At 42.3% G+C, this 14,469-nt stretch carries 20 protein-coding genes and 1 pseudogene; 12 read left to right on the plus strand and 9 right to left on the minus strand.

From position 1 onward, the window contains the following. The first annotated feature begins 56 nt into the window (after nt 1-56). The 7 genes and pseudogenes from QUB44_RS10070 to rppB all read left to right on the plus strand — a co-directional run bounded on the left by QUB44_RS10070 (nt 57) and on the right by rppB (nt 4,763). Nucleotides 57-533: a DUF2808 domain-containing protein gene (locus tag QUB44_RS10070; protein WP_333339033.1), complete on the plus strand. Its 477-nt coding sequence runs from the start codon at nt 57-59 to the stop codon at nt 531-533. A 101-nt stretch (nt 534-634) separates the two neighbouring features. Beyond that, nucleotides 635-1,126, plus strand: a complete 492-nt coding sequence (locus tag QUB44_RS10075) for a hypothetical protein (RefSeq protein ID WP_333339036.1) — start codon at nt 635-637, stop codon at nt 1,124-1,126. A gap of 170 nt (nt 1,127-1,296) precedes the next feature. Continuing rightward, nucleotides 1,297-1,763 (plus strand): annotated as a pseudogene (locus QUB44_RS10080) (cation diffusion facilitator family transporter). 246 nt (nt 1,764-2,009) lie between these two features. Further along, nucleotides 2,010-2,474 carry a hypothetical protein gene (locus tag QUB44_RS10085; RefSeq protein ID WP_333366237.1) on the plus strand — a complete coding sequence of 155 codons (465 nt, stop codon included), beginning with the start codon at nt 2,010-2,012 and terminating at the stop codon, nt 2,472-2,474. A 101-nt stretch (nt 2,475-2,575) separates the two neighbouring features. Next, entirely contained in the window at nt 2,576-3,064 is a 489-nt protein-coding gene (locus QUB44_RS10090; RefSeq protein ID WP_445299885.1) for a response regulator transcription factor, read from the plus strand. A gap of 54 nt (nt 3,065-3,118) precedes the next feature. Next, on the plus strand, nt 3,119-3,205 hold the full coding sequence (locus QUB44_RS31125; RefSeq protein WP_333339423.1) for a hypothetical protein: 87 nt from the start codon (nt 3,119-3,121) through the stop codon (nt 3,203-3,205). Nucleotides 3,206-3,395: 190 nt separating this feature from the next. Continuing rightward, on the plus strand, nt 3,396-4,763 hold the full coding sequence (rppB, locus tag QUB44_RS10095; protein ID WP_333339042.1) for a two-component system sensor histidine kinase RppB: 1,368 nt from the start codon (nt 3,396-3,398) through the stop codon (nt 4,761-4,763). A 115-nt stretch (nt 4,764-4,878) separates the two neighbouring features. On the opposite strand, the gene QUB44_RS10100 is transcribed toward rppB, so the two are convergent. Next, entirely contained in the window at nt 4,879-5,322 is a 444-nt protein-coding gene (locus QUB44_RS10100) for an HAD hydrolase-like protein (RefSeq protein WP_333366240.1), read from the minus strand. A gap of 199 nt (nt 5,323-5,521) precedes the next feature. Between QUB44_RS10100 and QUB44_RS10105 the strand changes: the two genes are divergently transcribed. From QUB44_RS10105 to QUB44_RS10125, 5 genes are all read left to right on the plus strand, one after another. Then, nucleotides 5,522-6,787, plus strand: a complete 1,266-nt coding sequence (locus tag QUB44_RS10105; protein ID WP_333366243.1) for an IS701 family transposase — start codon at nt 5,522-5,524, stop codon at nt 6,785-6,787. A gap of 1,082 nt (nt 6,788-7,869) precedes the next feature. Continuing rightward, nucleotides 7,870-8,379: a thermonuclease family protein gene (locus QUB44_RS10110; protein WP_333366247.1), complete on the plus strand. Its 510-nt coding sequence runs from the start codon at nt 7,870-7,872 to the stop codon at nt 8,377-8,379. Between the two features lie 6 nt (nt 8,380-8,385). Continuing rightward, nucleotides 8,386-8,994, plus strand: coding sequence for a hypothetical protein (locus QUB44_RS10115; protein ID WP_333366249.1), 609 nt, complete (start codon nt 8,386-8,388; stop codon nt 8,992-8,994). 11 nt (nt 8,995-9,005) lie between these two features. After that, on the plus strand, nt 9,006-9,326 hold the full coding sequence (locus QUB44_RS10120) for a hypothetical protein (RefSeq protein ID WP_333142247.1): 321 nt from the start codon (nt 9,006-9,008) through the stop codon (nt 9,324-9,326). Between the two features lie 38 nt (nt 9,327-9,364). Continuing rightward, on the plus strand, nt 9,365-9,634 hold the full coding sequence (locus QUB44_RS10125) for a hypothetical protein (RefSeq protein WP_333366252.1): 270 nt from the start codon (nt 9,365-9,367) through the stop codon (nt 9,632-9,634). A gap of 141 nt (nt 9,635-9,775) precedes the next feature. Here the strand turns inward: QUB44_RS10125 and QUB44_RS10130 are convergent, their stop codons facing one another. The 8 genes from QUB44_RS10130 to QUB44_RS10165 form a co-directional block, all read right to left on the minus strand. Next, nucleotides 9,776-10,027, minus strand: coding sequence for a hypothetical protein (locus tag QUB44_RS10130; protein WP_333328000.1), 252 nt, complete (start codon nt 10,025-10,027; stop codon nt 9,776-9,778). A gap of 79 nt (nt 10,028-10,106) precedes the next feature. After that, nucleotides 10,107-11,705, minus strand: coding sequence for a hypothetical protein (locus QUB44_RS10135; protein WP_333366256.1), 1,599 nt, complete (start codon nt 11,703-11,705; stop codon nt 10,107-10,109). A gap of 73 nt (nt 11,706-11,778) precedes the next feature. Beyond that, complete coding sequence (locus QUB44_RS10140) at nt 11,779-11,937, minus strand: hypothetical protein (protein WP_333366259.1); 159 nt, start codon at nt 11,935-11,937, stop codon at nt 11,779-11,781. 252 nt (nt 11,938-12,189) lie between these two features. Then, entirely contained in the window at nt 12,190-12,615 is a 426-nt protein-coding gene (locus QUB44_RS10145; RefSeq protein WP_333366262.1) for a hypothetical protein, read from the minus strand. Then, nucleotides 12,548-12,850, minus strand: a complete 303-nt coding sequence (locus tag QUB44_RS10150; RefSeq protein ID WP_333366265.1) for a hypothetical protein — start codon at nt 12,848-12,850, stop codon at nt 12,548-12,550. The genes QUB44_RS10145 and QUB44_RS10150 overlap by 68 nt, the downstream gene beginning before the upstream one ends. Further along, entirely contained in the window at nt 12,847-13,719 is an 873-nt protein-coding gene (locus QUB44_RS10155) for a hypothetical protein (RefSeq protein WP_333366268.1), read from the minus strand. The genes QUB44_RS10150 and QUB44_RS10155 overlap by 4 nt, the downstream gene beginning before the upstream one ends. A gap of 10 nt (nt 13,720-13,729) precedes the next feature. After that, on the minus strand, nt 13,730-14,023 hold the full coding sequence (locus tag QUB44_RS10160; RefSeq protein ID WP_333106788.1) for a hypothetical protein: 294 nt from the start codon (nt 14,021-14,023) through the stop codon (nt 13,730-13,732). Further along, nucleotides 14,013-14,378, minus strand: a complete 366-nt coding sequence (locus QUB44_RS10165; RefSeq protein WP_333366270.1) for a hypothetical protein — start codon at nt 14,376-14,378, stop codon at nt 14,013-14,015. Before QUB44_RS10165 ends, QUB44_RS10160 begins: the two co-directional genes overlap by 11 nt. Between the last annotated feature and the right edge of the window lie 91 nt (nt 14,379-14,469).

Raw genomic sequence — 14,469 nt, forward strand, 5'->3', positions numbered from 1 at the left:
TTTGCGGTATATTGCTCACATTTTCTCATTCGTTTATGTCATCCAAAAGAATCAATATGAAGAAAATACTAATTAAGGCTGTTGCATTGACTTTGGCTAGTACAGTTTTAATGGCTCCTAGTTATGCAAGTTTCGAGACAGATGAGAGTAGGTTTTCTAATGTTGACGAAGATGTGTACTTTTCCCCCACTCGCTGGCGGCTTGTCAAACAAACTTTCGTGTTACACTTTCCTGAAAATAGCAAAGCTGTTACTCAGATAATTATTGCTACTCCACCCACTGTCGCTGTGAGTAATGATATTGAGGTGCTGGAACACAAGGGTAGGAAAATTAGCATCAATGTTTCTGTCAATGGCAAAAACATTATATTAGACTTCCTGAAACCTGTCGCTCCTGGCAGCAGGATTGATATTAATCTCAACCAAGTTAAACAACCCATTCTCGATTCTACTTCTGTGTACCGATTTTCAGCTAAAGTCGTTGGTAGTGACACAGAGATTCCCATAGGTATAGCTGAGTTTCGCACAGATTAATTAATCTAAAGATTGGCATTAATTCTTAGGGGAGTATACAAGATAAACATGATGTAAAATTTGTTAAGATTACTGATCATTGAATGCCGGGAGTAAAGCACATGAATTTTTTCAAATCAGGCTTGATTGTTCTAGGAAGTGTGGGTCTGCTTTTCTTGGGAGCTTGTGGGAACAGCAACCCAGCCGCCAATTCAGATGCCAGTTCTACTGGTGCCCAGCCCGCCGAGTCCGCGTCGTCCGATGGAGCAAAAAAAGAGCCCTCTACCCATGCCGGCGCGTTTCACAAAGGCGCTCAAGTTGTCGAGTCAGCTCCCTATCACTTAGAGTTTATCTCTGAAAAAGAAGATAATGGAACTCGTTTAGATTTCCATCTTCTAAAAGAAGAAAATAACGAAGAAATCTCTAATGCTAAAGTAACGGCTCAAATTCAGCTACCTGATGGTAGTCAAAAGACACTTCCCATGACCTATGGAGCTCAAGAAAAAAGCTACACGGCTTTGCTTCCTGGAAAGGCAGCGGGTCAGTATCAGGTGAAAATTACGTCGGATATTGGCGGGAAAAAAGTAGACGGTCGCTTTAGTTTTAAGCAGTAAATTTTCCCTGTTGGGTAGGGCAAGAGAAACAAGCTTCAAGGGTAGCGATCGTGTCTCACAATCACAGTCACGTTTGACACGGATACGACCACGGTGGTAATTACAACCGTGCCTTTGCCATCAGCATCGCACTCAACACGCGGTTTGTCATCATTGAGCCAGTTTATGGAATTCTTGCCAATTCCCTTGCCCTACTTGCCGATGCAGGTCACAATTTGAGTGATGTTTTAGGTCTGCTACTGGCTGGGGAACAACCATCCTGACCCGTCGGCGACCGACAGCCCGCCACACCTATGGGCTGCGTCGTTCTTCCATTTTGGCGGCTCTGTTGAACGCTATTCTTCTGCTGGTAGCTTCAGGGGCGATCGCTCCTGAAGCTATTCAACGTTTTTCAGAACCCAGCTCAGTATCAGGCGGTAGAATTATTGGCATTGCAGCCGTAGGTATCGCTATTACTACGGGAAGTGCCTTAATGTTTATGGCCGATCGTCATAATGACTTGAACATCAGAGGCGCGTTCCTCCACCTGATTGCTGATGCAGCAGTATCTTTGGGTATTGAACACACTACGTTCCAAGTAGAAACTGGCGATCGGAGTTCTCCGTGCCCTCTTGGTCAAGAAAATCTTGTGTTGTGAGTATAAAAAATATCTTGATACCCACTATTCTCGATACTATCCCATCGCACCCTCGGCAGTAGCAACTTACCACAACAGGAATGAATAGTTTCTTTTAAAAATCTGATTTCTGGATAAATGGGCTTGAAAGGTCAAAAATTTCATCCTGATTTCATCTCAATATGTCAATTTAGATAATAACAGAGTCGTTTACTAAGGATTCTGAGGCTTGATTAACGAGATCGGTTGTCATACAGGGGTAAAATAATGAAAAGGCTAATCTGTTCGGCTGTAGCTTTAGCTCTCACAGTTCCGATTGCTGCTGACTATGCGGATGCCCGCATAGGATCTACTCCTCATATCGATGGAGCTGTACAATTTCCTGAAAGTCGGGCAAGGATTGTTCGGCATACGATTAGGTTGCACATTCCTGAAGGCCGTAGCGCTCTTTCTCATCTGATTATTGATGTTCCAAAGGGGTTAATAGTCAGCAAGAATATCACTTTAACAGACGATGTGGAAGGAAAAATTAATGCTGATTTTTCTATGGTAGACAACCAAATTATAGTAAAAATCTCTCAACCACTTGCGTCAGAATCAAAGCTTAAACTTGTTTTGAACGATGTAGCAATAAGAGGTGTTTCTAACGCTTGGCTATACCGGATTTCTGCTAAATCTGTTGGGGTTAATGGAGAAATTCCAATGGGTTTAGCTCAAATTCATGTCTATTGATAGGAAGATTTTTGTTGCAGACACACTATCCTACTGTCCTTGATTATGAAAGTTCTGCTAGCTGAAGAGGAGCGAGTTTTAGGTGGGGCGATTAAGCGAACATTGAACCAGGAAAATATACTGTTGATTGGGTTTTAGATGGCACCCAGGTTTGGAATTATCTAGAGAACCCAAAAAAAACATATACGCTGGCAATCTTCGACTGGTTACTGCCGGGAATATCGGGTTTAGAACTGCTGCGTAAATTGCGGACTTGCAATAGTAATTTGCCTGTGTTGATGCTAACGGCAAAAGACCTCCGGGAAAACAAAGTAGCTGGACTGGATGCGGGAGCCGATAATTATTTAGTGAAGCCGTTCGGAATGGCAGAACTGTTAGCAAAATTTGGGGCTTTGCAAAGGCGATCGACCCACATTCAACCGCAACAGCTACAGGTAGAAAATCTGGTGGTGAACTGCGGAAATCGAACTGTCTGCCATTTCGCTATAAGTGGCAAAAGCCACCTAATTGCTCTAATAAACAAAGAGTCTCAACTGAGAGAATACTTTAGGAAACATCCGAACCAAATTGTCAACACTGACCAAATTTGAAATCAGCTATGGGAGGTTAGTGCAGATACCTTTAGCAATGTCATAGCAGCTAAAGTGCGCTTGCGGTGCAAACTTGAGTCGGTTGGCGGCGCGAATTTAATTGAAACTGTACAGGGCGTAGGATACCGGATGAGAAATTAAAGTAGGGTGGATATTGTTCAGAACCCCTGTTATTTACCGATAGTCCTAGAGGCAGCTATTGTGTCTGTCATGAGTCAAAGGCAACGCAGTGTAGTGAAGAATTTGTGAGATTCTTCGCTACACTTAAAATTACCGAATTACGTTGAAATATCTAAGGTCTGACCAATTACCTCTTATTAAGTTATGAAAAATGAATCAAAATAAACTATTTAACCGGACTCGCTGGAAATTAGCCATTTCCTATGCAGCAGTAATGGGTTTGATTTTAAGCGTGTTGGGATTTGGCGTATATAGGGCGATCGCCCACGCTCACTGGGTAGCCATAGACCGGGAATTAGAATTGGTAGCGGGGACGCTACACGACAGCCTAGAACTCAAATTGCAGCAGCCCGGACGCTTGGAGCCTATAGTAAACGAATTTTTGCCCAACCTCCGCCTCATTGGAGTTAAAGGCATTAAAGAACAGTTGCCAAGGCACCATATTTTAAGCGCTCTCAACCAAGGCTATTACTATATTCGTTTATTTGATTATTCCGGTAAATTAATTGCTACTGCCGGCGCTTATTCAGAAGAATTACCAGCCCAATTTAACTCCCAATACTGGCAAACAATAACTGACACCAAAGGCAATGTTTATCATCAAATTTCTGTAGGGCTACATACCAAAACACAGCAAGATTGGGGATATGTTCAAGTTGGGCGAAGCCTGCAAGACTTTAATGATTATCTCCGTACAGTGAAATGGGTGTTGAAATTAGGATTGCCTACAGCATTGCTGTGTGTCGGTTTTTCTAGTTGGTTATTGGCAGGATTGGCAATGAAACCGATTTATGCTTCCTACCGACAAATTCAACAGTTTACAGCGGATGCCGCTCACGAATTACGAACGCCTTTAGCTGCTTCGCAGGCGACAGTAGAATCAGCGCTGTTGATGTCTGAATTGGATGAAAAAGAAGCGCGGGAAATTTTGCGAACTGTAGAGCGCCAAAACAGACGACTGACTCAGTTAGTTGCTGATTTGCTGCTGCTGGCTCGCATGGATAATCAACCGATAGCCTATCGCCCTCAATTGTGTTGTTTGAATGACCTGGTTAGCGATTTAGTAGAGGAATTGGCAGCAATGGCGATCGCAAGAGAGGTACCGCTAACATCGGAATTGCGGGTGCATCAGCCATTGAATGTTATCGGCGACTGTAACCAGCTTTATCGCTTAGTTTATAATTTAATTGTCAATGCGATTCAATACACTTCACCTGGTGGCAAAGTAAATGTTATTTTAGAGAAAAGTGACCATTTAGTTGTGATTCATGTTCAAGATACAGGGTGTGGGATTGCAGCAGAAGATCAAAAGCAAATTTTTGACCGTTTCTATCGAGTTAACAGTTCACGCAATCGCGTTACTGGCGGATCGGGATTGGGTTTGGCGATAGCGCAAGCTATAACCTTAGCACATGGCGGTAGCCTGACTGTGGAGAGCAAATTGGGTACGGGTAGCATTTTTACAGTGCGATTTCGAGAAAGAAATGTGCCGTTGGTGAATGATGCCATGAATCATTGAGGAATCGGCACATCTGAGAACTTGAGGTAGTGTAGCAACAATGTGATCGAGTGTTATCGCTTGAAGATAAGCTAGTCAATGTTGCTCTGTCCAGGCAAATGCTTCATGAATCCTTTTATTTAAGATTTTTCCAATCTTGTTCATTTCTCAACACTGATGCCCAAAAGAATTTGATTCCGCAAGCATCACTAGCGTCTTTATCTTCTTGTCGATCGCCTATCATAATGCAGTCTTTCGGTTCTGCCAGCGGTCGGGATGCCAACAACAACATTCCGTATCCCGGTTTCCGGCACGATATCTTTGTGCCATCACCCCGCAACGGCGCACTGAATTCGAGCGGTTCATTGCCACGGCACACCTGGTAGCAGCTTTCTCCTGAATTTGGACAGAAATATATCTCTGAGATTTGCGGAAATAGAGCCAAAGTTATCCGCTGTTCTTCGATTGCCGAAGCCATATTCTTATGTCCGGCTGCCACGCCACCTTGATTTGTGACACCAATAATTATGAATCTTTGACTCAGATATTCGATCGCTTCTTGTGTCCCAAGGTAAAACAATCAGAAAGTGAGGAATTTCATAAAGCTCTTGCATATTTTGATTGGGAAATTGTTAATCTGACCGAGACAAGCGGATACGAACATAGAAGAGGAAACGTCTACGCAATCCAGAAAAAGTATAACGGGACTTAAACAAAAAATACGGTGAAAATACGTTATAATGCTTGCATAGCAAGCATATAACGTTAAAAAATGACCAATGAAAGAGACAACCCCAGCCGCGATGCCCCCCTGCTTCGATAGATGGTGTCAAAGATTTGACGATATTTTTGGTCATCTTGCCCAAAAACGAGAGTTTAGGAACTATTTAGGGGGATTATTGGGAGAAAGTGAGCGAAAAAACTTGTCGCAGATGGCATCAAACGCCGTCGGAGTAACTTACCACAAATTACATCATTTTTTAACAGCAGCGCCTTGGTCATTCAATGAGGTCAATCAACGTCGCCTAGACGTAATGAATCAGTGTAACCAAACCAAGATTAGTCGAGGATTTAGCCTGATAATAGATGATTCAGGTCACCGAAAAAGTGGTAACTTTACCGAAGGTGTAGGAAGACAATACATCGGACAAATCGGAAAAACTGATAATGGGGTAGTAGTAGTTACAAGTCATCTATATGATGGTAAGAAGAGCCTGCCATTAGATATTGAATTATATAAAAAAGCCGAGTCATTACCAGAAGGAAAAGATGACCCAGAATTCAAGAAAAAACCAGAAATAGCCATAAATTTAATCGACAAAACCTTAGCGAGAGGCTATAAACCAGGAATAGTCTTGATGGATGCAGGGTATGGTAATAACACCAGTTTTTTACAAGAATTAGAAAACCGAAAATTAAAATACATCGGAGGAATCGCCAAAAATCGCAAAGTAATAATTCAAAAAACCGAAAATGAAACAGAGGAAATTCGAGCAGACAAGTTAACAAAAGCCTTACCTGTAGAGGCTTTCACAAAAATTCAACTCAATCTCGAACGACCGAGAACAGTATGGGTAGCAATTAAAGAAGTCGAATTATCAAAATGCACGGGTAAGAAAGTAATAGCCATCGTCATGAATGCAGATACTTTCGATACCGCCACTGAAATAGATTATTTGATGAGTAATGTTGACTTATCAACAGCGACAGAGGAGTGGATAGTAAAAACTTATTCACAAAGAAATTGGGTCGAAGTTTTCTATCGGGAAGCCAAGGGCTGGTTGGGGTTAAATGAATATCAAATCAGAGATGAAACCAGCCTTAAAAGACATTTTATTATGGTGTTTTGTGCCTACACTTTCATTCTCTGGCATACCTTAACAGGAGGATTAAGGCGTAGATGGGCAAACAAATCTTTAAACACTTTTACTGATGCACTCGAAGCATTTCGGACAGCCATATCTTTTAGGTTTGTGAAATGGTTGAACCAAAATTGGGACGTATTCTCCGCTTATAAAGCCAGTTTAGGCTTTGTTTGGGCTTAAAATTTGTTTAAGTCCCGATAAGAAGTTTCGAGTTCGTTGTGTTTATTCCTCGTACAATCAACTGCGTGCTTGGGCAAAGCGACAGTTTTTAGACAAAAAAACGCATCCCAGTTCGGAAGCGGGACGCGAGTCAGAAGCAAACTGAGAAAATTAATCAGAATCAAGGTTGATGCCCTCAGTTTTTAATTTTGCCTCAAATTCCCTTGTGTGGGATTGCTTTGAGCTAGGGGCGATAAATGAGTTTAATGGCTTAAACTAGCAAAAATCGAAACAGCTCTTTGGTTTATCAAAGATGCTCCTCTTTATTGCTTGACTGAGCAGTTAATTACAGCATTCGATCAAACCGATGCTGTTTATAAACCTGGCATCCTTAGAGATTGGCAACCATTGTTACCTACTTTTGTTTTAGCAATTCCTAAAGGATTTATCCACACACCGGACGGCGGTGAAGTAGATTATCTAACAGTTTCTTGTAGCGATTGTGAACATCCTGAATAGAATTCCGGCAAATGGCATAATATCGATATTCAACCATTTTCGCTAGATCACGATCGATATTTCCAGATTTGCACAGTTGATTCTAATGAAACTGTTTGGACTTCTGGAACTGCTGTTAACTGTGATGGTACTTTGATTTACGATGAAACTGAGAGTGTTGGCAAACATATTATCTCAAGTGAAGATAGAGTATTTCTTCAACGCATCAGAAATCTGGCAATCAATGTACTTTTGACTTTGGAATTTGCACCATCTTTATTGACGAGTGTGACAGATTCCGACATCAAAACTAAAAGCAAGGGATTCAAGCCGATGGATCGGAGTTCTTCTAATATAAAATAGCCGCGTTGGCTGGGCAGAAACTATCCAAAATTCTCGGTATTATCCGCATAAAAAGGAACTCATTTATCTCCGTATAGCCACTGGAGACAAGGACATTGGAGGGTGTTAGAATCAGGTCATGGTAAGCGCTGGAGAGATAGCAAACGGCTTTGGATTCAACCTGTTTGGGTAAATCCACAATAGCAGTTCATCAGCCTCAAGAGTAAATTACAATAAATAAAATACTTCCGAGGCTGAACCCCATGATTACTCCAGGAACTACATATAACTGTTTTTCTAAATTCATTTTTGATGGTGATACTTTAACTCTCGATTTTCGAGGTGCTGATTTACGAGTTCGACTCCGCTGGATAGATACTCCTGAAGCTCAAAGACCGGGAGTAACTAGCACAGACCCCAGAGTCCTAAAACATTGGGAATGGGCGCAAAAAGCAAAAGTTGCATTGATGAATATGGTGGCAAATAAACCAATTATTGCCATTCCGATCGAGAAAGACCAATACGATCGCTGGATATGTGACTGTTACTTTGACAAAATTTCAGCAGCAACAAATATCCAGATTCTTCAATGCAAGAGCGGAATGGGGGTAAGTTTCCTCCCATATAACCGCTTTGCTTACAACACCAGAGAGTTGACTGTACTCCGAGGAATTATTACTGAAACTGCCAGTGCTAACCGTAAGAAATTAGGTCTTTGGTCAGACCCTGACCTAATTCTTCCTAACGAATTCAAAAAATTAACCTTATCCTGAAAAACTATGAAATTAGCTGAAAAAATTGTCAAGTATATGGAAGCCAAAAATTATCACTTGGCTCGGAAACCGGGAGAAAAAAACATAATTTATGTGGAAGGGAGGGACCCGGATGGAACCCTTAACGCTGATGAGCCGAACCATTTCAACGATGCCCGAATTCTTTTAATATTTCGGGATGGGTTGCCGGTGATCGAAGCTGCTTGGCAAGCGACAACGGAACCAGGCTTCTATTACACCGACAACCCCATGAACCCCAATGGTGCTGCCAGAATAGCTTTTGGACAGTATCGAGCATGGCAAGTCGGCATCCACGGCTACTCTGACCCGCACGAGTCTCTTATCCAGGTCGGGCTAGTCAAAGTGCATCGCGACTGGAACCGGGACATGAAAAGAACTGGGGATGCGATCGATGAGGGTTACTTCGGCATCAATCAACACCACGGTTTCGATCATCCAGTAAATGATATTCATACAGCCGGAGCTGGCTGCTTCGTTGGGAGACTTAGACGGGAGCACTTTGACTTCATGAAGAGGCTTTTGACTGACCCTCGCTATGTTGCTGATCAAGAGTATATTTTTACGACAACTATCATTCCAGGTAATAAACTTTAATTTATGGGGAAATGAAACAAGAAACTTTGGATTATATTGCTGCTTCGATCGGAACTGTTGCCATCATTTCTACCTATATTTTCTGGTTAGCTTCTCGGCAAATTAAAGATAGTTTAGTGCGTAGAATTGATCAGTTTGCCTATGATTTAACTAAAAAACAAGAGAGTGACACGATTACTGCCGGGTACAAAATGCGACGCTGGCAAGATATAAATAGACTTCGAGACATTACTTTGGAATGCAGAATCGAAGCTATTGAACACAAACTACAAATCGCTGCCTGCACTATTATTGAATCGATCGAAAGTCATTTTGACGATGATAAAGACTGATACTTGATAAAGACTGATACTTCTGAACTCAATCAAAAATGATGAACTTAAGATTTAGAAAGCCTACTATTGATCAATTAGACCTTATTTCTAGTATTTTAGGAACGATCGCTGGTGTTGCAGAATTACTTGTGGCTACTGGCAAGATTAGTAATGAAGATGGTCAGTTAGTCGCTGGCTTTGCATTAATTGCCTGGGGATTTTTTAGTAATAAAGCACCTCGGACTCCCAAAAATCGACAGCAACAACAGCAACCATATTTACGGTCAGAGCGTCATGAATTATTAGTGAATGAGGTGGGAGAGTAATAGTATCAGTAAAACTCCGATTAATCCGCACAAAATACCGAATATAAAAATCGTCAACTGATTCATAAATCTCACTCAGAATCTCATAGTAAAATCAACTTAACATGATTTTACTATGAGATTTCTTTTTTTGGTTATGGATTACGGATTATTCATCTTTTCCGCGATAACCTTCAGAGTTACTGCTGAACCAGCTACTATACCGAGAATTGCTCCAGCGGTAAAACTATCTACTGGATGTACCAACTTTTGCTGTGCGTACACTTGAGCTGTTCTCTGTGCATCTTCTGCTAATTCTTTGGCAACATCGGGAACAATTTCGACTGTTGCTAATACCGATGCTGTCAATGTTCCTGCCAAAAATACCGATTCGCCTGGTGTTGGTTTACGCATTTTGTCTCCTAATTCTCTCTTAGTTTTGGTTGACTGAGTGTTAAGATTGATTATCGATCGAATAAATGATCGATTTGGCTTAGCTCTTTTCCAAGTAATCCTTGAATTTAGCTATCAGTGAAGGTGTCCCATGTTTCATTACAAGGTATTGAAAACATCTTTTACCTACATCTGAATAACTTTTTGGCTTCCTCCTTCCTTGGGTGAAACCCAAACCGACTTGAATGAGTTTACTTGGACTTGTATATTTATGGGATAATTTCAAAATGCGCTCAAAAAGGGCTGTTTCTGACTCATTTGGCAGTAATCGTGAGAAATCTTCGGCATTCCAGATAACTGGATAATCCTCTCTGGATAAGGGTTTTGGAGTTATCTCGCTTTTGATAAGGTTATCGGACTTGGATAATTCTTCACCTGAGTTATCTGCCGAATTATCTGGTAAATTATCTGAGTTTTGACCAGCTTGCGAGCGATGTAACTCTATTTTTTGATCGAGTTCTTCAGTGGTTGATTCGGCTAACCAATAATCCCACGAGACAGACTGATTTAATGCCCGATTTAGTTTGTCTATATCCGATTTTATTTCAGATTCTGTTTGAAATTCTGTTTGAGATTCTGTTTGAAATTCTGCTTCAGGTTCTGTATTTTGCAAGCTAAGATTTACATTCTGGTCAACTGCTGAATTACTAATAACTTCATGGTCAGGTTCTAAACTAAAGCCATTAAATAACTCGTAAACCCATTCAGGACGTATCCAGTTCGGCAGAATAGAAATAGGTAAATCTTTGATGCACTCTCCCTCTTCATCTTTGATACCCGAAATAGTTCCTTTGAAAAGTGGCTGATATTTGCTGTCCGATCGTAATTGAAGTTTGATAACTCCTGAGTTGACAGATTTACTGAAACCGTCACCACCGCCGAAAGCAGCGTTAGTATCATTGTGAGCAATAAAGATGGGCGCTTCTTTGCCTTTGCGAGGGTCGCCAACAACTTTTCTGGTTAGTTTGCTGGCCGGTTCCGCCGTACCTTCTTCAAAGCCATATTGTGTCATCTCATCAAAGATAGAGGTCAGCCAATCATCCTTCAAAGTTCTGACCTTGAATCGATCGTACATAGCATTAAGTTGTGCGCCAACCTCCTCAAAGTTTTGATTTGCGCCGTAGCCGGGAACGCCTAACTTAACCAGAGTTTTCCAGCATTCATCATAATTTTGGTGAAAGTGAGGGTCGGCAATCGAAATGATTTTGTGACCATATAAATAATGCCGACACAGTGCTAAAAAAGCTGCAAAGTAACTTTTAAAGCTACCCATATCCCCATAAATTAGGATGGGTTTGTGCATCAGTTGTGCAATCCATCCACCTTCATGCTCCTCAATCAATTTCAACAGCGTCGATCGGGCAGCAGCTATATACTCCGCTCTCTTCTCTTCTGCTGTTTTCTCTCTTGCCACACCACCAGGCACACTATCAACCACAGAATCAGAAATAGAATCTGTTTCTGTTTCTGACTGAGAATCAGAAACAGTTTTTGTTTCTGGTATTGGGGGTTGTGAAGTTTTGAGAAGATGCTCAAGAATGGTGGGGTGATCGTGAGCCATGACTCGGACAAAATTCTGCTGAGTCTCGGCTTTGTAGACCTCAACAGAGGCATTAGCCCGAAGCTTCTCTTTGACCACTACCTCCTCAACTAGAACCTCAGTGAGGGCGGAGTTAACAGCAGCATCAAGCGCTTGTTGTTTCAGTCGCTGCTCAAATTCCCAAAGCTCTTGCCGTTCGAGCTGCTCCTTTTTTTTCTGGCTGTCGTGCCAGCCAAAATATCCGCAGCCGATCGCAGCGAACGAGCTGGCTTGCCGAACTCCCACCCAGCGATCGAACGGAAGCGGCATCAATGCCAGACCGAGACAGCAAAATGCTCCGAAAAATGACCCGACCGTTACCCTGTTACCCATGACTCATGACTCCTATCCTTTACCCAATCCCCAATACCCAAAATCCAATGCCCGATGCCCGATGCCATGCCCGATGCGCGATATCCGATGTCCGATGACCGATGACTAATGACTGATGACTGATGACTGATGAGTGATGAGTGATGCCAAGACTTAAATCTCCCTGCTGCTGACTCAAATCAGTACAGCCGTAGCAACAGGGAGGTAAGTGTTATTTACTACCCGCACCAATGATCCACATCGCGACAATGATAAAGATTGCGATCGCCAAACCATGCTGCCAGGTCAGGAGATAATACAAATCCCAGAAGCAGAGAATGCCTCCGATCGCCAGTGCTGCACCGCCAGTCCGCCAGAGTCCGACATAAGCGCGATCGGCTGGCGACATGAAAAACAGACTGAGAGAGCCGATGACGATCGCCACGATTCCTAAGAAAATATGTGACGGAAAGAACCGAAACACATTCGCTATGCCAATGCCGATCGAGAAATTCACTATCAAAAATAGCCAGTTGTTGACATTCTTGAGGTGTTTCAGTTCCGCTGACGGCTTGAAAACGAGTTCTTCTTTAGGTTGCTGTGGTTGTTGTACAGCAGGCTTCGGGTTTTGTGGTAATTGTGGAGTTTGTAAAAACATGGTTGGTGCATTTATTGAAGGTTTTGCCGTAGAGCAGACAACAATTGGGGCAAATCTCGATATTCTGTATTGCCGAAGCTTCAGCAACTACTAAATATCCGTAACGGTTGGGTACTTTGATTCCCGGTTGATGGTCATCTGTCGTTAACCAGCCTGTGTTTGTCGTAGCAGCAGCGCCGTTCTTGTAATCGATCGAGCTGACGACTTTGAAAACTTGACCTTTAGAAATAATCAACTTTCACCTCTGAAGAATTTAGTAAATCTTGAAAAACCACGATTTATCTGCGAAGCAACACCATTAACTTTGCCTGCCATGTCGCCTGACCAGTTAACCGCTACGTTGATGGAATCCTTCGCTTTGGCTGTTGTTGAGCGTTGTACTGCTGCCGATCGTTGTGTAGCTGAACTTGAAGCTGAAACAAATTGAGGTTGAGAGTAATTGGACTGACTAATTTGGAGGGGAGCAGAAGTGGAACCGCCGAGAGATGGATGGCTCAAACCATGAGTACCGTGTTTCAAACCGTATGAAGCTTGCTTATAGATATTGGTTTCTTCTTCTTTCCATTTTGCTAAATCAGCAGCAAACTCTGGATTTCCTTGCATCTTTAAACTGGCTGCGTCAACTTCGGCAACTTTCTTGGCGAGGGCAGCAATTACCGTGTTGTCCCAGAAAATCTTATCTTGTTCAGTTTCCCCAGTGAATTGTTCTTGGCTTTTCGTAAGTCGATAATCTTGGACTTCTACTGTTGCGCCATATTTGGCACGAGCAACGGCAACATCTATCTGAGCTTTCTTAATTTTCTCAGCGCCTTTATAGCCAGCTTCCATCAGCCAGCCTTGGAACTCACGGAAACAGATTTGTGCGTCAATGAGTAGCTTGAATTTCTCTTTGATTTCGGTGATGTGGTCAAGAAACCATTTTGCTTGGATTGCCCGATCGCCGATCGCAGCCCAGCCTTGGGGAGTGAGTTGGTTCAAGTCAGCAGTTGTGATGCCAAAGACCTCATCCAACAGTTGCTCACCTTCAGCATCAAGAGCGCCACCGACTAGCGTTGTGAGAAGGTAGGTCAAAACATCTTGTTCTTGGTCGAGTTGTTGTTGCATTATTTTCCTCTTAATCTAATTGTGTTGAATCATCAAGATTTAGATTATCGATCCAGATAATTGCATCGGACAAAGCTGATTTCGTGTCGTGAGAAGCACCTTGTTTCAGTCGATCGTACACACACCATTTAACTCTTGTGTTCAACTCAACCGATTTAAGCTGGATTGTTAAGCCTAAATGTTCATATTCTTCAGCATCAGAGTCAGATTCTATAACGCCTCTTCTTTGCAGATTCAGCAAGAGTTTCATGGCTAAGTTGCTGACGGTACGATCGGACAACAAATTCAAGAATTTATCTAACATTATTGCTTACCTCTCCCAATTCTTCATCGTCATACTCCATGAAATCGTTAATCCACTTTTTGGCTGCTAGGAGGGAGTCAGCGGAGTCATAGGTCATGCCTTGGTCAAGAAACCGATACATACCATCGTAGACATACCAGATCCATTGTTCGCTCCAGCGTCCCTCTCCATCAATGTGAAAGCATCGCAAACGGATAATCAATCCACAGTGCTCATATTCGTCAGAGATTGGTGGATCAATCACCCATTCTGTGATTGCACCTTTCAATTTCAGATAAATCAGAAGTTGTTTGGTGAATGACAGGACGATCGAATCGGGCAACAGACTCAGGATTGGTTTGAGATTTTTACGCATTATTCGGGTAAACTATTCGGTGTTAGGTAAGCTGTAATTTTGACCATTTCTCCCGGTTCAGGTTTGGGAAGTTGGCGCTCAACTGCTTTCA

The organism is Microcoleus sp. AT3-D2, assembly GCF_036705715.1.
Taxonomy (GTDB): Bacteria; Cyanobacteriota; Cyanobacteriia; order Cyanobacteriales; family Microcoleaceae; genus Microcoleus.